Genomic DNA, 20,269 nt, shown 5'->3' with positions numbered 1-20,269 from the left:
CCGAGAGTCGCTCGGCGACAAACGACTGACGCGCTTCAAAAGCGGCATGTAATTGCATGAATGTGAAAATAGAAGCATTAGCCTTGCGAGGCGTGCCGATTTGACAGGCATTCATTGGTCGATCTTACTCGCTTCAGCAAGGCGGGAGAGATCGGTTCCCGCCGACGCCGAAGGCGCAACCGCCCCGGAAACGCTCAGGCAAACGGACCGTCTTGCTGAAGGAACGCTGGAGAGAAGGTCGAATCCGGGGGATGCGGCCTCGCCGAAGGAGAAAGGGTCGGCGAACGGCCCGAAACTCTCAGGCCCAATGACAGCGGGGGCGAACAGGCGCCGCAGAGCGCCGGTCGCATTGGGCAACCCTGGGGAGGGGCGTCGTCGCCATGAGGAATCTCGCTTTGTCTCGTCTTAATCGCAACCTGACCTATTATTGCAGCGCCATCGCGCTGATGGCCTGCGCCACCTCTGTCCATGCCCAGGAGGCGGGCGCCCCAGAGGATGCGGCCTCGGTCGATGACATCGTCGTCACCGCCTCGCGGATCGACCGCGCCGGCTTCGAGGCGCCGACGCCGACCATCCATCTTTCCGCCGAGGATCTGTCGGTCGGCGCGCGGCCGAATATCGCCGCCGCCCTCAACGACATGCCTCAATTCCGCGCCACCACATCGGCCCAGACGACCGGCACCAACACCGGTGCGGGCAATGCGCCGGTCGATCTGCGCGGCTTGGGCATCAACCGGACCCTAGTCCTGATCGATGGGCGTCGCGTGTCCAGCGAGAACGATCTGAACGCCGTGCCGTCGGTGCTGGTCAAGAGCGTCGACGTGGTTACGGGCGGCGCATCGGCCGCCTGGGGCTCAGGCGCCGTCGCCGGCGTCGTGAACATCGGCATTGATCGCTATTTCACCGGCGGCAAGCTGGGCGCCGAATACGGCGTGTCCTCCTACGACGACGCTGAGCAGGAACGGTTCGAAGGCGCCTGGGGCGCGGACTTCGCCGACGGGCGCGGCCATTTCGTCATCGGCGGCGAATACCTGGACAACGAAGGCGTCATCCCCAAAGCGTCGCGCCCGAATATCGGCCGATGGGCCACCGTCAACGGCGCCCTGCAGCCGGACGTCGGCTTCGCCAACGCCGCTTACGGCGGTCTGATCCTGTCGGGCGTGAACCGCGGTAAGGTGTTTAACCCGGACGGCACGCTTCGGCCTTTCGATTACGGCACAGTCAGCGGGACCAACTCGATCGGCGGCGAAGGTCCGTCCAATGACGATCTCAGCCCCCTGGTCACGCCGCAGCGCCGCTACACCGGGCTGGCCAGCGCCGTCTATGAGATCAATGACAAGCTGCGGGTCACTGCTGACGTCCGTCACTCGCGGATGTGGAACGACTATGTCTGGTTCGGCGATCACGATCGCGGCGACCTGACCATCAGCATCGACAACGCCTTCTTGTCATCCACGATCAAGCAGCAGATGGCGGCCGCTGGCCAGACGTCCTTCACCTTCGGACGTTTCAACTCCGATCTGTCCTATTCCACGATCGATTTCGAGCGCGTCACCACCCAGGCCACTCTGGCCGTGGACGGCGAGTTCGGCGACAGCTGGCGCTGGGGCGCCTACTACAGCCACGGTGAGTTTGAGAATAATATCGATACGCCCGGTTTCCTGCTGAAGACCGAATTCGCCAATGCGGTCGATTCCGTAATCGATCCCGTGAGCGGTCGAGCCGTCTGCCGCGTGACCCTGACCAATCCCAACTCGGGCTGCGTGCCGATCAATCTCTTTGGCCTGGGCGCGCCGTCTCAGGAAGCCATCGATTATGTCACCGGCACGCCTCAGCAGCGGGCCACCACCAAGCTGGACGTCGCCGGCGTCAGCCTGCGTGGCGAGCCCTTCAGCCTGCCGGCCGGCGACGTGTCGATCGCCGTCGGCCTGGAAGCCCGCAAGGAGCAGACCGATCAGCGCATTGGCGAGCTGGACGCGGCCAAGGCCTTCAAGACGTTCAGCTTCTCGGCCATGTCCGGCGAGTTCAGCGTGAAGGAGGCCTTCGCCGAAGTCCTGGTCCCGATCGTCAAGGATCTGCCGATCCTGAACGACCTGCAGTTCAATGCTGCAGCTCGCATCTCGGACTACGACACCACGGGCTCGATCTGGTCTTGGAAGGTTGGCGCCACCAACGAGTTCTTCCCCGGCTTCCGCGGCCGTGTGACTCAGTCGCGCGATATCCGTTCGGCCAATCTTTCGGAGCTGTTCACCACCACCACCACCGGCTGGAACAACATCAATGACCCGGCCAAGAACGGGGCTTTAGTTTATACGCTGAACAACGGCGGCGGTAATCCCAACCTCCGCCCGGAGACCGCCGATACACTGACCCTGGGCGTCACCTATTCGCCGCCTTCGATCCCAGGCCTGAACCTGTCGCTGGATTATTACGACATCAAGATCGACGACGTGATAACGACGATTGCGCCGCAGGATCTGGTCAACCGCTGCTACAACGGCAACCTCGACCTGTGCTCCAAGGTCGAGCGCGACTCGGCGGGCAATCTGGTCCGCACCATGTCCACCTATGTGAACCTGGCCGAGTACCACACGGACGGGATCGACGCCGAGGCCTCCTACGCCTCCGACGCCGACCTCTGGGTTCCGGGCGCGACGGGCCGGGTGATGATGCGCTTGGTCGGCACCTGGGTGAACAGCCTGACCACGGACGACGGCGTGACCAAGATCGAATATGTCGAATCCCAGGGCTATTCTTTCGGCCTGGGCGTACCCAAGCTGCGGGTCAACGCCAGCCTCGGCTGGAAGGGCGAGGTGTTCGGCGCGAACCTGCGCGCGCGCTACATCTCGGCGGGCGACTACAACAGCACCGTCGCCATCTCGAACAACCACATCGACGCCTTCACCTATGTCGATCTAGGGCTGACGGCCGACCTGGCGCACTACGGCGCAAACGGGGTCGAGCTGTACGCCAATGCGACCAACCTGTTCGACAAGGACCCGCCGGTCGGGTCGCTCTATTCGCCGTATTACGACGTCATCGGTCGGTACGTCACGGTTGGCGCGCGGTACCGCTTCTAGTTCTGGTTCTGCGCTCCGGATCGCCGGCCCCGCTCCTCCATTGGGCCGGCGATCTCCCCTTCTGCTCCTCCATTTTTCACACGGTCTGTGTCATGATTTCCCGTCTGCCGATGGCTCTCCTGCTCGCCCTGAGCGTCGCTCCTGCGGCCCTTGCCGAGGCGCCCAAGCCCGCCGCCATCGTCGCCGACGGCCTTCCCGCCGTGCCCGACGATCTGGTCGCGGCGACCCAGCCCTATCTTCAGACGCGCCGTGCGACCTTCCTGGGCTGGAACGCCGCCGATCAGTCAATGCTGATCAAGACGCGGTTCGGCGCCACGGATCAGCTTCACGTCGTGGCTGCTCCTGACGGCGCCCGAACCCAGATCAGTTTCGAGGCCGAGCCGATCCTGGCCAGCGCCCTGTCGCCCAACGGTCAGACCCTTCTTGTCCAGAAGGACAATGGGGGCGACGAATTCTATCAACTCTACACCCTGGCCGCAGGTCGGTTGAGCCTGATTACGGACGGCAAGAGCCGCAATTGGTTCGGCGCCTGGAGTCGGGACGGCAAGCGGGTCGGCTACGCCTCATCGCGTCGCAACGGCGCGGACATGGACCTTTATGTGGTCGATCCCTCCGACCCCTCGACCGACCGTCTGGTGGCCCAGGTGTCCGGCGGCGGCTGGAACATCGCCGACTTCTCCAGGGACGGGACCAAGGCCCTGGTCCTGAACCGGATGTCGATCAACAGGGCCGTTGTCTATGAGCTGGACCTCGCCTCGAGCCGGATGACGCCGCTGACCGACCCTGCCGCGCAGGTCTCCTATGTCGATCCTCAGTACGGGCCCGACGGCGCCGTCTGGGCGACCTCGAACAAGGATTCTGACTTCCTGCGTCTGGGGCGGATCGTGCGGAACGGCTTTGTGCCGGTCAGCACAGAAGCCCGCTGGGATGTCAGCGACTACGCCGTCGCTCCGGACGGCGGCTTCATCGCCTATGCGGTCAACGAGGCTGGGATATCGCGGCTGAAGGTTATGGATGTCGCGACCGGCGCCGTCCGGGTCGTCACAGGTCTGCCGGAAGGCGTCATCCCCTACAGCATCGGCCCGGCCATCGACATCGCCCCATGGGGCGCGATCGGTCTCAGCCTGTCGTCCGCGCGCGTCTCCGGCGACGCCTTCTCCGTCGATCCGACCACCCTGGCCGTCACCCAATGGACCCATAGCGAGACGGGCGGTCTGGACCCTGCTGTCAACGTCGAGCCGCAACTGGTCGAGGTGAGGAGCTTCGACGGCGAGACGGTGTCCGGCTTCCTCTACCGGCCCGACCCCACCGAATTCCCCGGCAAGCGGCCGCTGATTGTCGATATCCACGGCGGTCCTGAAGGCCAGACGCGCCCCGATTTCCTGGGCGCGCAGAACTATCTGTTAAACGAGATGGGCGTGGCCCTTTTCTTCCCGAACGTGCGCGGCTCGTCCGGCTTCGGCACCCGGTTCGTCAATCTGGACAACGGCCCGTTCCAGCGCGAGAATTCGGTCAAGGACATCGGCGCTTTCCTGGACGCGCTCGAGGTCGATCCCACCCTGGACGCCTCGCGCTTCGCCGTCACCGGCGTCTCCTACGGCGGCTACATGTGCTACGCCGCCGCCGTGCATTACAGCGACCGGCTGAAGGGGGCGAACTGCTATGTCGCCATCTCCAACTTCGTCACCTTCCTGGAAAACACCCAGTCGTATCGCCGCGACCTGAGACGGGTGGAATACGGCGACGAACGGGATCCGGCTCAGCGCGCCCAGCTTCAAGCCATCTCCCCCCTGACCAGCGTCGACAAGATCACCATTCCGCTTCTGGTCGCCACCGGTGGAAACGATCCCCGCGTCCCGGCCTCCGAAGCCGACCAGATCGTCAGCGCGGTCCGCAGCCGCGGAGGCACGGCCTGGCACCTGCTGGCCCAGAACGAGGGCCACGGCTTCCACAAGAAGGAGAACGAGGACTACTATTTCTGGACCAGCCTTCTGTTCTGGAAACAGACCCTGCTGGGCGAGGCGGCGCGCTAGGCGACACGGTTCCAGTCACGCTCCATGTTCTTCAAACGCCTTGTCGCGGCGAGCGCGGCCCTGGTCGTGCTCGCTGCGGCGCCCGCCACGTCCCAGACCCGTCCTCCGGTTCGTACCGACCATCATGTCCATGTCCACGCCCCGCCCATTCGGGAGATTCTGACGGCCTATTGCGACAGTCCGGGGCGGATCAGCGCCTGCGATCCGGCGTTCGTCAAACCACTGACGGCCAAAGATCTTCTGGCGGATATGGACCAGACGGGCGTCCAGACGGCTTGGATCATGTCCACGGCCTATCTGGCCGAGAGCCCGATGATGGTTCCACCCCTGGCCGACGCGGCCGACCGCGTTCATGCCGCCAACGCCTTCACCGTGGCCACGGCGGCCGCGCATCCCGAGCGGCTGGTCGCCTTCATCTCGGTCAATCCGCTGGCGCCCGAGGCTCTGGCCGAAATCGAAGCGTGGAAAGGCGAGCCTTTTGCAAAGGGATTGAAGCTGCATCTGACCAACTCGGGCGTCGATCTTCGCGACCCCGGTCAGGTTCGCCGTCTTGCCGCCGTCTTCGACGTCGCCTCGGGCGCCGGCCTGACCATCATGATCCACATGCGAACCCGCGCCTCCGACTATGGCGCCCAGGATGTGCGCATCTTTGTCGAACAGGTTCTGCCCCATGCACGCGGCGTCCCGGTGGTCATCGCCCATTCGGGCGGCTGGGGCGGACTGGATGCGAACACTTGGGACGCGCTGGAGGCCTTCCGGCAGTCGCTGGCGACGGATCCCAAGCGTTTTCCAGACCTCTATTTCGACCTGGCCCAGGTCTTCGACGCCGACACGCCGCCCGGAGATCGCGAAAGGCTGGTCGATCTGATGCGACGGATCGGCGTCGATCGTTTCGTACCAGGATCCGACTGGCCGTTCTCGGGCCCTCTGGACGCCTATCTGAACGACGCCATGGCCTTGTTGCCGCTGACTTCAGACGAGGCCGAGGCGTTACGGCTGAGGCAGGTCGAGCTAAAAACTGGGGCATAATCTCCGGGCGGCGTGCGAACCAGGTGGGCAGGGGCGCCCGCAGCCGAACTGAAAGTCCGGGGTTCAGCGGGACCAGATTCAGCGTTCCGCCGATCCGGTCCGCGCGACGTTTCATGTTGGGCAGGCCCTTGCCGCCATCCCGCAGCCTTGGCGGCAGGCCCATGCCGTCGCCCGAGACCGATATGACGACGGCCTCGGACTCGCTCTCAAGGCGGATGTCTACGCGGGACGCCTGGGCGTGTTTGACCGCGTTGGTGATCGCCTCCTGAAGAATACGGTAGATGTTGATCCTGGCCTCCGGACCGAAACCCTCGACGGGCGCGCCCGGCGCGGCGGTCCAGGTCAGTTCGATGCCCACCAGACGCAGGCGGGGCGCCATGCGCTCATGGAAAATGGCGATGGCGACCTCCAGCGAGTCATCCACGCCATCCATCGAGTCGATGATCAGCCGCAGATCGTCGATGGCGATCTGCACGCCCTGGCGCAGGGTTTCGACATCGGGCGCGCCGCCTCTCAACTGGGCCAGCAGCGAGACCAGATGGCCGCCGACTCCGTCGTGCATGTCGGCACCAGGCGCTGGCGCTCCTCATTGATGGCGATCATCCGCTCCTGCTCTCTGAGGCGCAGTTAGGTGGAGCGGATCTCGGCCTCCTTGAGCTGCACCTGTTCCGCCAGACTGTCGCGCGCCATGGTGGCGCCTCGGCCGGAGCAACCGGCCCTCACAAGGTGTTCGTGTTGAACGACGGTTGAGGGGCGCGCTGTGGAGCGCAACTCAAAGTTTACGTTCTGAGGCCACACCGCCGCCATGACAGGCAAGAACTCCGACTATTCGATAGACGCCTTGTGCCGCGCCAACCGGACCTCCGCTCCGGAGGGACGGTTTGAGACTGTGTTGAAATGGATGATGGTGATCGGTGTCGGGGCGCTGATCGTCACGATACTGGGTGGGCTTCTCGCCCTGAACGCGGCGACGATCAGAGCGTGGCTCAAGCCGGTCGTTGCCGGAGCCTTCCTGCTGGGGCTCGGTCTCGTGGGCCTAAGCTGGGTCTTCAGCTTCGGCGTCCTTGTCCGGGAACTTCATGCGAGATCACAGGGGCGGTTCCAGCGCAGCCACGATTTGGCGGCTTCCTTTGCCGGGGAGGTAGCGGATCAGTTCTCGAAGGACGAGATCACAAGTCGGCTGAAATCCGTGCGTCTCGAGTTGAAGCTCAACGCGCGCACCCCGGACAAGCTACCGATCGCCGTTGGTCTCATCGCGACGAGCGCGGCCGCCGTACGGTTCATCGTCTCTCCGGAGGGAGAGCTTGCGGTCGGAGCGGCCGCCAATCTCAGGTCCGCCGTGGAAGGGGGCGATCCGGCCGGGGCCCTCGGCGCGCTCGCCACCGGCCTCGCCCCGGAGCTGGCCATTATCGGGTTCGGCGTCCTGCTCGGCAGCTACATCGTGCGGGGGATGATCCACACGGATCACGATCGCCTCCTCAGAACGGAGAGCCTTCTGGAAAGGGCCGAGGCGATCGCCCGTCCGCCCAAGAAGCCCGTCGCCGTCCCATCAAGTCCAGCGACATGACGCGGGAGGGATGACCTGTCGTGGCGCACCAGCGACATCAAGATCGCCGTTCGCGTCGCCTTATGACCAGATGGCTAGCGTCGCTGGATCAGGCGGGGAACGTCATAGCGCTTGCCGTCAAATGAAAGGCGGATCGTGCGAGGCGCGACCGCTTGGTCGGTCGTGCTGCACTCACCGTTCTTGGCCTCCCTAGACGTGCTCTGAGTGATCCGCTCCAGCACCGAAATATCCTGCCCCTTCTGGCCCGGGACCATTCGAAGGATTCGCTCGGTCACAACAGTCTCGCCGGCGCAGGACAGATCCCATTGCCCTTGACTGCGTTCGACGATCAGGTCGTCTAAGACTGGCGCGAGGGCCGCGCCCCGTGGCTCGTAGAGGGACAGCGTGGTTTCCATGAACGGGTTCGGGCGCGAACAGCCGACCCATTCGCGTCTCACGCCAAACGCCAGTCGATCTGGCCCGAAGCGGTATGGCGCAGTGTCGAAAGAAATCCGGGAAATCCGGACGGCGTCGTCGTCCATGGCGTGGGGGATGCGGAGCCGATGGCGCGGCGTGCCGGTTGGCTCGTCGACGACGAGCACATCAAGATCACCCAGCGTCGAATCCACGCCAACCTCAGCAATAAGCGGGATGGCGACCAGAAGCAGTCCTGGCCTTCCCCGCCAGCGACGACAGACGATGGCGTGAGGGTTTATCGACGAGGGTGAGGGCAGGGTGAGCGTGCGATTTCCAGTTTTCATAGTGCGCTCGCCGTCCGCGACCGCATTGGGGTAGGCTTGACGAACGATCGCCCCGATGTCCCCGCATTCCTGATCCTGTGCACGCGCGAGCGTCGGCACGCACAGCGCCAACACCAGCGTCGCCAGACTCCATCCGTCGACCGTCCGCATGGTCTCTCCCTTCACAGCTTTTGACAGCCGCTGAACTATGGTCTGCTGCTGATAGACATTGAGCATCGTTTTCGTCACGGAAGTTCCCGGTCAATGGGAAGTCGGGGCCTTGGCGTAGGGCAAGTGGATCGATCCATAGGGGACGCCGTCCATCCTCGCAAAAGCGACCAATTCTCCTACGGATCGACGACGGAGACTCCCAATGGGAAGCCACGACGCGCTTCTTCGTCCAGGCGATAGGCCTAGTAGGCGACCGGCCGATAGATCCAGGTTTTTATGAATCCTTTAGGCGAAGGGCTGGGAGTCACATCGCGCCATTATGCGTCTTGATGGTCCTGTCCCGCTCGAACTTTGAGCGAGGAGGCCGACATGGCCGATGTGATCTTTCTGGCGATCGGGGCAGGGGCGTTCGCCGTCTTCGCCCTGCTGGCCACAGCGTTGAAGCGGGTGTGACGATGATCGCCATGCTCTGGGGGGCGGGGGCGCTTGTCGTCGCCGTTTACATGGTCGCGGCGCTGCTGCGGCCCGAGCGGTTCTGAGGAACCGGGACGGATTTCATGAACATTCAAGGATGGGGCGAGATCGCCGTGACCCTTGGGCTGGCCGTCATGCTCGGCTGGCCCATCGGCATTTATATGTCGCGCGTCTGGAACGGCGAGCGGACCTGGCTGGACCCGATGTTGAAGCCGGTCGAGGCCGTCTTTTACGGCGCGGCGGGCGTCGATCCGAAACGCAGCCAAGGCTGGCTGGCATATGCCGGCGCCCTGCTGGCCTTCAACCTGGCGGGCTTTGTGCTGCTGTACGCCATCCTGCGTCTGCAGGGCTTGCTGCCGCTGAACCCGCAGGGGTTTGCGGGCGTGTCGCCGCACCTGGCCTTCAACACCGCCGTCAGCTTTGTCACCAACACCAACTGGCAGAGCTATGGCGGGGAGGCGACGATGTCGACCTTCAGCCAAATGGTCGGGCTGACGGTACAGAACTTCGTGTCGGCTGCGACCGGGGCGACCATAGCGGCGGCCCTGGCGCGGGCCTTCGTCGCCCATCGCGGCGAGGGCGTCGGCAACTTCTGGGCCGACCTGACGCGGACCACCCTCTATGTGCTGCTGCCCGCCGCCTTCGTGCTGGCGGTCGTTCTGGGCGGACTGGGCGTTGTGCAGAGCCTGGCGGCGAACGTTCAGGCGACAGGCGTCGAGGGCGGGTCCCAGAGCCTGCCGCTGTTTCCGGCGGCCAGCCAGGTGGCGATCAAACAGTTGGGCATCAACGGCGGCGGCGTCTTCAACGTCAACGGCGCCCATCCCTTCGAGAACCCCAACGCCATCACCAATCTTCTCAGCGCCGTGGCGATCAACGTCATGGGTTGGGCGGCCTTCTTCGCCTTCGGCCGCACGGCTCTGGCGGGACGCGACGTCCGCGCTCTTGCGGCGGCGGCGCTGATCCTGCTGAGCGTCGCCAGCGCGGCCATGTATGTGATTGAGACCCAGCCGGCCCCGGCCCTGGTCGCGGCCCAGGTGGACGCCTCGGTCAATATGGAGGGCAAGGAGGTCCGCTTCGGCGCGCCCGCCTCGACCGTCTGGTCCGTGGTCACGACCGGCGCCTCGAACGGCTCGGTCAATTCGATGCACGCCAGCTATATGCCGCTGGGCGGGGCCTTGCAGATGTTCCTGATGCAGCTGGGCGAGATCCTGCCCGGCGGGATCGGGTCGGGCATCGCCATCATGGTGGTCATGGCCCTGCTGTCGGTCTTCGTCGCCGGCCTGATGGTCGGACGGACGCCCGAATATCTGGGCAAGAAGATCGAGGCGCGCGAGATCCAGTTCGCCATGATCGCGGTGCTGGTTCTGCCGCTGGCCATCCTGGGCTTCGCGGCGGTCAGTGCAGTGTTCCCCAACGCCTTGGCGGGGCTGCTGAACGACGGCCCGCATGGCCTTTCGGAGATCCTCTACGCCTACACCTCGGCGGCGGCGAACAACGGCTCTGCCTTTGCGGGTCTGACCGCCAACGCCCCCTGGTGGAACACGACCCTGGGTCTGGGGATGCTGTTCGGTCGGTTTGTTCCGGCCGTCGCCGTTCTGGCCATCGCCGGCAGTTTGGTCGTCAAGCCCAAGCTGGCGCCCAGCGCCGGCGCACTGCCCACCGACAACGGCCTGTTCATCGGCCTGCTGATCGGCGTGATCCTCATCCTCGGCGGCCTGCAGTTCCTACCCGCCCTCGCCCTGGGACCGATCGTCGAGCACTTCCAGGTGCTCGCGGCGGTCGCCGGCGCCTGATCCTTCGGACATCCTGACATGACACAAATCACACTCGATCCCCGCGAGGGCGGCGGTGCGTCGCCCCTCGCGGGCGGTCTCTCCGGGGCGATGATCGGGCGCGCAGTCGGCGACGCCTTCGTCAAGCTGAACCCGGTCAAACTGGTCAAGAACCCGGTTATCTTCACCACCTGGATCGTGGCGCTTCTGTCCACGATCTCGGCGGCGGCGGCCATGGCCGGCGGTCAATCGGCGGGCTTTGCGGTGCAACTGGCGCTGTGGCTGTGGGCCACGGTCCTGTTCGCCAATGTCGCCGAAAGCGTCGCCGAAGGGCGGGGCAAGGCGGCGGCCGATAGTCTGCGCGCCACCCGCGTCACAACCAAGGCCAAGCTGATCGTCGATCCCGAGACCGGCATGGTGATCCCGACCAATGCGTCGGATCTTGAGATCGGATCCGTCATCCTGGTCGAGGCCGGCGATGTCATCGCCTCGGACGGCGAGATCATCGAGGGCGTAGCCTCGGTCAACGAGGCCGCCATCACCGGCGAGAGCGCGCCGGTGATCCGCGAAAGCGGCGGCGACCGTTCGGCGGTGACCGGCGGCACCACCGTGGTGTCCGACTGGATCAAGGTGCGCATCACCGCCAAGCCGGGCTCGACCTTCCTGGACCGCATGATCGCCATGGTCGAGGGCGCGGATCGACGCAAGACGCCGAACGAACTGGCTCTGGCCGTGCTGTTGGTCGGCCTGACCCTGATCTTCCTGATCGCGGTCGTGACCCTGGTGGGCCTGGGCGCCTATTCGGGCGCCGATCTGGACCCGATGGTGCTGGGCGCCCTGTTCATCACCCTGATCCCAACCACGATCGGGGGCCTGCTGTCCGCCGTCGGCATCGCCGGCATGGACCGGTTGCTGAAGGTGAACGTGCTGGCCACCTCGGGCCGTGCGGTGGAGGCGGCAGGCGACGTCGACACCCTGCTGCTCGACAAGACCGGCACCATCACCTTCGGCAACCGCATGGCGACCGAGGTCATCCCGGTTCCCGGCGTGCGCCCCGAGGCCGCCCTGGCCGCGGCCGTCATGGCGTCCCTGGCCGACGAGACGCCTGAGGGCCGGTCCATCGTCGAGCTGGGCCGCAACGCAGGCGTCTCGGTCGAACAACCTGTCGGCGCCGTCGCCATCCCCTTCACCGCCGTCACCCGCCAGTCGGGCCTGGACGTCGGCAAGGACAGCTGGAGGAAGGGCGCGGTCGATGCGGTGTTGAAGGATCTGAACCTGTCCGACGGCGCGGCTCCCGCCGAGTTCCGTCAGGCGGTGGACCGGATCGCCCGTTCGGGCGGCACGCCCCTGGCCGTGACCCAGAACGGCGTGCTGGTCGGCGTCATCCACCTGAAGGACGTGGTCAAGCCGGGCGTGAAGGCGCGCTTCGCCGACCTGCGTCGCATGGGCCTGCGCACCGTCATGATCACCGGCGACAATCCGGTGACGGCGGCGGCCATCGCCTCGGAAGCCGGGGTGGACGACTACCTCGCCGAGGCGACGCCCGAGGACAAGATGCGCCTGATCAAGGCCGAACAGGCCAAGGGCCGTCTGGTCGCCATGTGCGGCGACGGCGCCAATGACGCGCCCGCCCTGGCCCAGGCCGATGTCGGGGTGGCCATGCAGACCGGCGCCCAGGCCGCGCGCGAGGCCGGCAATATGGTCGATCTGGACAGCGATCCGACCAAGGTCATCGAGATCGTCGAGGTCGGCAAGCAACTGCTGATCACGCGCGGCGCCCTGACCACCTTCTCGGTCGCCAACGACGTGGCCAAGTATTTCGCCATCATCCCGGCCATGTTCGTGGTCGCCCTGCCGTCGCTCGGCGCGCTGAACGTGATGCGTCTGCACAGTCCCGAAAGCGCCATACTGTCGGCGGTGATCTTCAACGCCCTGATCATCGTCGCCCTGATCCCGCTGGCGCTGAAGGGCGTCAAATACCGGGCCATCGGCGCCGGCGCCCTGCTGGGTCGCAACCTGCTGATCTACGGCGTGGGCGGTCTGATCGCGCCGTTCGTCGGCATCAAGCTGATCGATCTCGTCATTTCCGCGCTGGGCCTGGCCTGATGCGCGCTTCCAAGGATATCTCCATGCGTAATCGTCTCAACAAGGCCTCCGGCCGTAACGACGCCTGGTTCGCCGCCGCCAGTATCGCCGCAATCGCAGGCCTGGGCCTATGCAGCGAGGCCAAGGCGCAGGATGTTTCGGCAAACGTCGCCCTGACGTCCGACTATGTCTTCCGCGGCGTCAGCCAGACGCAGGAAGATCCGGCGATCTCGGCGGGCGTCGATCTGACCCGCAATGGCTTCTACGCCGGCGGCTGGGCCTCCAACGTCGATTTCGGCGATAATACGGACGCCGAGGTCGATCTCTACGCCGGCTATCGGCCCGAGGTGGCGGGTTATGCCCTGGATTTCGGCGTCATCGGCTATCTGTACGCCGGACAGCCGGACGGCGCGGACTATGACTATGTCGAGCTGAAAGCCGCAGCCTCGCGCGCCGTCGGTCCCGCGACCCTGGGCGCGGCGGTCTATTATTCGCCCGACTTCTTCGGCGCGTCGGAAGACGAAGCGACCTATGCCGAAATCAACGGCGCCGTCAGCCCGGCCGACAAATGGACCATCTCGGGCGCCGTCGGGCGTCAGTGGGTCTCGTCGGACCAGGACTACACCACCTGGAACCTGGGCGCGGCCTATCAGCTGACTGACATCCTGGCGGTCGACTTGCGATATCACGACACCGATCAACACGACTTCGGCGATCTCTACGGCGCGCGCGCCATAGCGACGCTGAAGGTGACCTTCTGAGGCGAGGACCATGGTCAACCAACTGCGTCCAGCCATCGTGATGATGGCTCTTTTTACCCTCCTGCTGGGGCTGGCTTATCCGCTGGCGGTGACGGGGATCGCCCAGATCGCCTTCCCCAGCCAGGCCAACGGCAGCCTGGTGCGCGACGCCGGCGGTCGGGTCGTTGGCTCGGCCCTGATCGGACAGCCGTTCGCGGGTTCGACCTATCTGCATCCGCGCCCCTCGGCTGCGGGCGACGGCTATGACGCCGCCGCCTCGTCGGGCTCGAACATGGGGCCGTTGAACCCGGACCTGGCGGCGCGGGTCGCCGAAAGCGCCCAGGCCATCCGCGCCGAGGACGGTCCCGGCGTCATCCCCGCCGATGCGGTGACGACCTCGGGTTCGGGCCTCGACCCGGACGTGTCACCGGCCTACGCTCGGCTTCAGGCCGCGCGGATCGCCCGCGCCAGAGGCGTTTCCGTGCAGCAGGTGCAGAGCATCATCGACAGCCAGACCGAGGGGGCCTTCCTCGGCTTCATCGGCCAGCCGCGGGTCAATGTCCTGATGACCAATCGCGCGCTGGACGCCCGCTTCGGCGCGGAGGGCTGATTGCCCGAGACGGCGCCCGAAACGCCCGCGACTTCAGCCGTTCCGCGCCGCAAGCGCGGGCGGCTGAAGGTGTTTCTGGGCATGTCGCCCGGCGTGGGCAAGACCTATGAAATGCTGCGCGCCGCCCGTCGGCGAAAGGCTGAGGGGCTGGATGTCGTCGTGGGTCTGGTTGAGACCCACGGCCGCAAGGAGACTATGAGTTTGCTGCGCGGCCTGGAGGTCCTGCCGCGCACGCCGATCGACCATCGTGGGCGGTCGCTGATGGAGTTCGATCTCGACGGCGCCCTGGCGCGCCGCCCCGGGCTGCTGCTGGTCGATGAATACGCCCATTCCAACGCGCCGGGCTCTCGCCATCCAAAACGCTGGCAGGACGTGGAAGAGCTGCGCGACGCCGGGATCGACATCTGGACGACGCTGAACATCCAGCATCTGGAAAGCCTCTCCGACGTTATCCTGCGCATCACCGGCGTGCGGCAGCGCGAAACGGTGCCCGACAGCCTCCTGACCGAAGCCGACGACATCGAGGTGGTGGACATCACGCCCGAGGACCTCCGCGCTCGCCTGGCCGAGGGCAAGGTCTATGTGCCCGAGACGGCGCGGGCGGCGTCCGAGAATTTCTTCAAGCTGGAGAATCTGACGGCCCTGCGCGAACTGGCTCTGCGTCGCGCGGCCCAGACGGTGGACGATCAGCTGTTGTCCCATCTGCGGGACCGCGGCGTGTCCGGGCCCTGGGCGGCGAGCGAGCGGATCATGGTCCTGGTGGGCGGCGACGCCATGAGCGCGTCTCTGGTGCGGACCGGGCGACGGATGTCGGACATGATGATGAACGCCGCTTGGTCGGTGGCCCATGTGGAACGGCCGTCGGGCTCGCGCTCTGACGCTCGCTCCATGGCGCGCCTGTCCGAGGCCTTCAAACTGGCCGAGCAACTGGGGGCGCGCCCGGTGACGCTGAGCGGCGACGACGTGGTGCGCGCCGTTCTGGATCACGCCCATCGCAACAACGTCACCCAGATCGTCATCGGCAAGACGCGAGGCGGGCGGTTCGCCGAATGGACCGGCCGGGCCCTGGCGACCGAACTGCTGCGCAAGGCCCAGGGCGTCGCGGTTCATGTGGTGACCGAAGGCGATCTGGCGGCGCCCGAACCGGCGACGCGGGCGGGACCGCGCGGCGGCGCGGATTGGCGCGCCTATAGCGCGAGCGCCGGCTCCATCGGTGCGGCGACGGGCGTCGCCCTGCTGCTGGACACGCGGTTCGAGCGGGTCGATCTGGGCGTCATCTATCTGGCGGCGGTCGTGGCGGCTGCGGTGTTGAACGGCCTGCGCCCGGCCCTGGCGGCGGCGACCCTGGCCTTTCTGACCTACAACTTCCTGTTCCTTCAGCCGCGCTACAGTTTCCTGATCGGCTCGCCGACTGACTTTCTCACTCTGGTGCTGTTCTGGGCCGTGGCCCTGGGCGCCGGGGCCCTGGCGGGGCGGGTGCGCGAACAGGCCCGCGCCGCCCAGAGGCGCGCCGCCGCCGTCTCGGCCTTGCTGGCCGCCAGCCAGACCCTGTCTGCCGCCCAGGATCGCGCCGGCACGGCTCTAAGCCTGGCCGAACAGGCGTCGGCCGCTGCGGGTGCGGGAGCCGTGGTCTTGCTGCCGGACGGAGACGACATCGTCCCGGCGGCCGCCAGTCCGGAAGGCGCGACCCTGGGCGCCGACGCCATGGCGGCCGCCCGCTGGGCCTGGATGCATGGCGAGGTCGCCGGACACGGCACCGGCACCCTGCCGCAGAGCCGATGGCGGTTCCAACCCCTGCAGGGGGTTCGGGGACGGGCAGGGGTGGCGGGCATCGACGCCTCGGCCGTGACGGCCGGTTCGGACGAGGAGCGCCTGGCCCTGGCCCTGCTCGATCAGGGCGCCGTTGCGCTGGAGCGCGCCGACCTTGCGGGACAGGCGCTGGAGACTGAGACTCTGCGCCGCGCCGACCGTTTCCGCGCCGCCCTGATGAACTCGGTCAGCCACGATCTGCGCACGCCCCTGTCCACCGTCCTGGGCTCGGCGACGACGCTGATCGACTATGGTGCGACCCTGAAGCCCGAGGTCCGCGACGACCTGCTGCTGAGCATCCGAGAAGAGGCCGAGCGCCTGTCGCGCTATGTCGGCGACCTTTTGGACATGACCCGGCTGGAGGGCGGCGGGCTGAACGTCCGCACTGACTGGACCGATGTGCGCGACATCCTGAACGCCGCCGCCGACCGGGTGTCGCGCCGCCTGGGCCAGCGCAAGGTCACACGAGACTTTCCCGCCCAGCTCAGCATGGTCGAGGCCGATCCGGGCCTCTTGGAACAGGCGGTGGTCAACATTCTGGAAAACGCCATCGCCTACAGCCCCGACGGCACGACCATCGAACTGGCGGCTTATGAGGATCGCGGCGCCGTCGTCATCTCCATCGAGGACGAGGGCAGGGGCATCCCGACTGCGGAGCTGGAAAGGGTGTTCGACAAGTTTCGGCGTATGGAGGAATCCACCGACCGTGCAAAAGGGGCCGGCCTGGGGCTCGCCATCGCCAAGGGCTTCGTCGAGGCCATGCGCGGCCGCATCGCCGCCGCCAGCCCGATCCAGGACGGACCGGACGGTGAAAAGCGCGGAACTCGAATTCTGATCAGCCTGCCCAAGTCCATCGCCACCCATCCGGATCTGCTGTGATGACCGCCGTTCGCCCCCAGATTCTGGTCATCGACGACGAACCACAAATCCACCGGTTTCTGTCGCCTGCGCTCGACGCCGCCGGCTATGAACCCAAGCGCGCCGACAGCGGACAGGAAGGCCTGCGCGCCATCGCCCTGTGGAACCCCGACGCCGTGGTCCTGGACCTGGGCCTGCCCGATATGGACGGCAAGGACGTGCTGACCCGCGCGCGTGAGTTCTACAAGGGACCGATCATCATCCTGTCCGCACGCGACCGCGAGGCGGAAAAAATTGCGGCCTTGGACCTGGGGGCCAATGACTATGTGGAAAAGCCATTCGGCGTCGGCGAATTGCTGGCGCGCATCCGCGCAGGCTTGCGCCAAGGCATGCTGACGCCGGTCGCTGGCGGGGTGGTCACGGCGGAGGATGTCATAATCGATCTGGACCGCCGGATCGTCACCCGCGCCGGCGAGCGGGTGAAGCTGCGGCCCAAGGAGTACGACGTCCTGGCCTATCTGGCGCGCAACGCCGGCAAGGTGCTGGGCCATGTCGATCTGCTGAAGACCGTCTGGGGCGCCGGCCACCTGCACGACGTCCAGTATCTGCGTGTCGTGATCGGCCAACTCCGGCACAAGCTGGAGAAAGACCCAGCCCAGCCCGCTTTGCTCGTCACCGAACCAGGCATTGGGTATCGGCTTGCCACTTGATTCAGCCGACCGGTAGCCGAGGCGGGACGGCGGCGCCATGGCGATTATCTGAAGATGCTCTTTGGGTTAAAGACCTGACCGCCGACGGCGCTGAGAGCTGCTGTGGTCATAGAATGGCAACGCACATGGAGGCGACCTCAATGGAGGTTGGCCATGCGCCAGTCTGACCTATTCATCCAACCCAAGCGCCATGGAACACGGGCTGGTCTGATCGGCCCCGAGGCGCCGCTCAAGCCAAAGCACATCTGGGCCTTCCGCCAGCGCTCATTCGTCATCCAGCAGAAGACGGGTAGGCCTGTGCCGTTCGAAATCACAGAGGCCGCGCGTGACGCAATCGCTGCCTGGTTAAAGGTCCGGGGTCAGCGCGATGAGGACTGGCTGTTCCCCAGTCGTAGCCGGCCGGGGCAGCACATCGGCGCCCGACAGGACGCCCGGCTCGTCGATCAATGGATTCGGATGATCGACCTCGAATCGCAGGGTACGGAACTCACAGCCTCCGCCGCACTAAGGTGTCTCTCGTCTACAAGGAGACCGGTAACCTGCGGGCTTGCCAACTCCTATTGGGTCACCGGAAACTGGAGAGCACTGTCCGATACCTCGGCATCGAGGTGGACGACGCCCTGGAGATGTCAGAGCAGATCGATCTGTGACTCTCGACCGGGCCTGAAACGGGCCCGGTCATGTCTGCTAAGGGTGGGTTTGAAAAGCATGCATCGCGCCCGAAAGCGTGCCTCAGATCCCCGCGCGAATGTCCTCTATCCGGCATAGTCCACATGACCGCCGTTGGCGCTCAGTTGCCAGCCAGAGTGGCCAAGCCGGACGTTCGTCTGTGGTGAGGTATGCCAGCCGCGCGGCCCTCCTCCTGTGCCTCGTCAGCCCGACTATGGGCATTGGACCGGCACGGGCCCAGGCCGTGGACTGGTCCGCCGCCGGCGGCGGACTGTTCGGCTTCTCGTCTGAGGACAGGGAGGGCGTCGGTGAGTTCGAAGCGCTGAGCGACAGGATCGCGGCGCTCAGCCAGCCTTACCAGGCGGCTGTGGAGGCCGCCGCGCGGCGACACGGCCTCGACGAGAAGCTGCTTCACGCCGTCGTCATTGTTGAAAGCGCCTATCGACCCGAGGCCTGTTTGATCGCCGGCGCCTGTGGCCTGACCCAATTGATGCCCGGGACAGCCGCCGATCTTCAAGTTCCGAATCGTTTGGAGCCGGAGGAGAACGTGCGCGGCGGCGTGGCCTATCTGGCGCAGCAACTCGTCCGGTTCGGCGACGTGCGGCTGGCTCTGGCCGCCTACAACGCCGGACCCCCCGGGTGGCCCGGCTCGGACAGATCCCCGACATCGCCGAAACCCGCCAGTACGTCGCGAGCGTTCTGGGCTGCTACCTCCGCCCTGACGGCGGGCCGGCGGATCCTCACCGTCCAGCAATGCCAGCCTACGGGAGGCTCCCAATGGTGACGGAGCCCGCGTTTTCGGCGGTGGAGGAGGGCGCGCTCCTGACGCGCGCCGAGACCTCCGCCTTCCTGGCGCAGCGGGGCATCCGGCTCAAGCCGGCCCCGCTGGCGCGGCTTTGGTCCACCCGGTCGGACGGACCTCCGTGTCTCCACGTCCGTTCAAAACCCTTCTATCCCCGCAATCTGCTCGAAGCCTGGGCGGCGGCCCAGATATTGGGGCTCCGCACCGGCGCCCCCGCCGCCGCCCAGAGCCGACGCCGTGTCTGATCGGACGCCCCGATCCGACGGCCCCAACCTCTTCTCCGCCCATCCGAAGGCGGTGAGGGAGCGGATCGTGACGGACGTGATCCTCGACCGCGCGGAATCGACGCCGGTTCCGCCTCCAAGAGGCCGGGCGACCCCGTTCCGGTTAAACGACGACGGCGTCCAGCCCGGCGGTCCGGATGACCGGCTTTTGCTCTGGCCCGAGGTTCAAAACCTCGTCGGCTTCAGCCGAACGACGGCCTTGCGCATGCAGCGGGCAGGACTCTTCCCTTGGCCCATACCCGTGTCCCCAGGTCGGGTCGGATGGCGGGAAAGCGAATTGAACGCCTGGAAAAGGGCGAGGCGAGGCGCCGAACCGGTTCCCGGCCGAGCGCCGGGCGGCGAGCGGCGTTTCAGCCCGCCGAGCCCGCCGAGCCCGCCGCGTCTGCCGGGCATGCCACTGTCGTCGCGGGAGAACGGTCCGTCCCGCGAGCGGGCGCCCGGTTCGGCGACGACGGGGTCGGTTCCGCCGCAATCCCCAACGCCACCTCCACCTCCACCGTGTACGCCGCCCGCAGTGGCGGCGCGCAAGCCGCGACGACGTTCACGTGGTCCGGATCCAGTTCAGACGGACTTCGGCTTCTAGCCTTCATCTTCAACTCTGGCCCCGACCTCAACTTAGGCCTCGGTCGATGCGGCGACGGTCTTACGGGGCGGGCCCTCGACTGTATCGTCTGACTGGCGCCACCTCTTCAGGTGATCCCTAATTTCCGTCACTGCGTGGAGGCGCGCCATGACGTGGGAATGATCGACATGGTGCGGACTCGGTCCGGCATTTCGGGATCACTGATGACGCTCCCCCGCGTCTATGGAGTTCGCGCTACCGACCCGAGGCGGTCAGGATCTGTTGGAAAGGCGAA

Annotated in this window: 16 protein-coding genes, 1 pseudogene and 1 riboswitch; of the genes and pseudogenes, 15 read left to right on the top strand and 2 right to left on the bottom strand. The window is 66.1% G+C overall.

Features of this window, described 5'->3' with window-relative positions; genetic code table 11:
• The first annotated feature begins 132 nt into the window (after window positions 1–132).
• A riboswitch (glycine riboswitch) is annotated at window positions 133–220 on the top strand.
• Window positions 221–395: 175 nt separating this feature from the next.
• The 3 genes from BSP_RS11080 (at window position 396) to BSP_RS11070 (ending at window position 6,142) form a co-directional block, all read left to right on the top strand.
• Window positions 396–3,080, top strand: a complete 2,685-nt coding sequence (locus BSP_RS11080) for a TonB-dependent receptor domain-containing protein (RefSeq protein ID WP_227975933.1) — start codon at window positions 396–398, stop codon at window positions 3,078–3,080.
• A gap of 110 nt (window positions 3,081–3,190) precedes the next feature.
• Window positions 3,191–5,113, top strand: a complete 1,923-nt coding sequence (locus BSP_RS11075) for a prolyl oligopeptidase family serine peptidase (RefSeq protein WP_227975932.1) — start codon at window positions 3,191–3,193, stop codon at window positions 5,111–5,113.
• A gap of 24 nt (window positions 5,114–5,137) precedes the next feature.
• On the top strand, window positions 5,138–6,142 hold the full coding sequence (locus BSP_RS11070; protein WP_152950360.1) for an amidohydrolase family protein: 1,005 nt from the start codon (window positions 5,138–5,140) through the stop codon (window positions 6,140–6,142).
• 85 nt (window positions 6,143–6,227) lie between these two features.
• Here BSP_RS11070 and BSP_RS16625 read toward each other — a convergent pair.
• Window positions 6,228–6,500, bottom strand: a pseudogene (locus BSP_RS16625) (sensor histidine kinase); the annotation flags it as partial.
• Between BSP_RS16625 and BSP_RS16385 the strand changes: the two are divergent.
• Entirely contained in the window at window positions 6,381–6,773 is a 393-nt protein-coding gene (locus BSP_RS16385; RefSeq protein WP_227975931.1) for a hypothetical protein, read from the top strand. The pseudogene BSP_RS16625 and the gene BSP_RS16385 sit on opposite strands and share 120 nt — an antisense overlap.
• Window positions 6,774–6,947: 174 nt before the next feature.
• Window positions 6,948–7,709 (top strand): hypothetical protein, encoded by a 762-nt coding sequence (locus tag BSP_RS11060; RefSeq protein WP_054765931.1) that lies wholly within the window; start codon window positions 6,948–6,950, stop codon window positions 7,707–7,709.
• A 74-nt stretch (window positions 7,710–7,783) separates the two neighbouring features.
• Here the strand turns inward: BSP_RS11060 and BSP_RS11055 are convergent, their stop codons facing one another.
• Window positions 7,784–8,677: a hypothetical protein gene (locus BSP_RS11055; RefSeq protein ID WP_152950359.1), complete on the bottom strand. Its 894-nt coding sequence runs from the start codon at window positions 8,675–8,677 to the stop codon at window positions 7,784–7,786.
• Window positions 8,678–9,054: 377 nt separating this feature from the next.
• Between BSP_RS11055 and BSP_RS16230 the strand changes: the two genes are divergently transcribed.
• The 10 genes from BSP_RS16230 to BSP_RS11005 all read left to right on the top strand — a co-directional run bounded on the left by BSP_RS16230 (window position 9,055) and on the right by BSP_RS11005 (window position 19,995).
• On the top strand, window positions 9,055–9,138 hold the full coding sequence (locus tag BSP_RS16230; protein WP_082503478.1) for a potassium-transporting ATPase subunit F: 84 nt from the start codon (window positions 9,055–9,057) through the stop codon (window positions 9,136–9,138).
• Between the two features lie 18 nt (window positions 9,139–9,156).
• The gene (gene kdpA, locus BSP_RS11045) at window positions 9,157–10,866 is read left to right on the top strand and encodes a potassium-transporting ATPase subunit KdpA (RefSeq protein ID WP_054765929.1); all 1,710 of its coding nucleotides are present in this window, start codon (window positions 9,157–9,159) and stop codon (window positions 10,864–10,866) included.
• Window positions 10,867–10,884: 18 nt separating this feature from the next.
• Window positions 10,885–12,951 carry a potassium-transporting ATPase subunit KdpB gene (kdpB, locus tag BSP_RS11040; RefSeq protein WP_152950357.1) on the top strand — a complete coding sequence of 689 codons (2,067 nt, stop codon included), beginning with the start codon at window positions 10,885–10,887 and terminating at the stop codon, window positions 12,949–12,951.
• A 23-nt stretch (window positions 12,952–12,974) separates the two neighbouring features.
• Window positions 12,975–13,691 (top strand): TorF family putative porin, encoded by a 717-nt coding sequence (locus tag BSP_RS11035; protein ID WP_152950356.1) that lies wholly within the window; start codon window positions 12,975–12,977, stop codon window positions 13,689–13,691.
• A 10-nt stretch (window positions 13,692–13,701) separates the two neighbouring features.
• Window positions 13,702–14,280, top strand: a complete 579-nt coding sequence (gene kdpC / locus BSP_RS11030; RefSeq protein ID WP_152950355.1) for a K(+)-transporting ATPase subunit C — start codon at window positions 13,702–13,704, stop codon at window positions 14,278–14,280.
• Entirely contained in the window at window positions 14,281–16,968 is a 2,688-nt protein-coding gene (locus BSP_RS11025; protein WP_152950354.1) for a sensor histidine kinase KdpD, read from the top strand. It begins immediately after the preceding gene.
• Window positions 16,968–17,657 (top strand): response regulator, encoded by a 690-nt coding sequence (locus BSP_RS11020; RefSeq protein WP_054765924.1) that lies wholly within the window; start codon window positions 16,968–16,970, stop codon window positions 17,655–17,657. The genes BSP_RS11025 and BSP_RS11020 overlap by 1 nt, the downstream gene beginning before the upstream one ends.
• Window positions 17,658–18,570: 913 nt before the next feature.
• Entirely contained in the window at window positions 18,571–19,110 is a 540-nt protein-coding gene (locus tag BSP_RS11015) for a lytic transglycosylase domain-containing protein (protein WP_227975930.1), read from the top strand.
• Window positions 19,104–19,373 carry a hypothetical protein gene (locus tag BSP_RS11010; protein WP_054765923.1) on the top strand — a complete coding sequence of 90 codons (270 nt, stop codon included), beginning with the start codon at window positions 19,104–19,106 and terminating at the stop codon, window positions 19,371–19,373. The genes BSP_RS11015 and BSP_RS11010 overlap by 7 nt, the downstream gene beginning before the upstream one ends.
• Window positions 19,366–19,995, top strand: a complete 630-nt coding sequence (locus BSP_RS11005; protein WP_335337461.1) for an AlpA family transcriptional regulator — start codon at window positions 19,366–19,368, stop codon at window positions 19,993–19,995. Before BSP_RS11010 ends, BSP_RS11005 begins: the two co-directional genes overlap by 8 nt.
• Window positions 19,996–20,269: the final 274 nt, after the last annotated feature.

Source organism: Brevundimonas sp. Bb-A (genome assembly GCF_009394735.1).
GTDB lineage: Bacteria > Pseudomonadota > Alphaproteobacteria > Caulobacterales > Caulobacteraceae > Brevundimonas > Brevundimonas aurantiaca.
The sequence above is the reverse complement of the archived record's forward strand: the minus strand, read 5'-3'. Positions and strand labels throughout refer to the sequence as shown.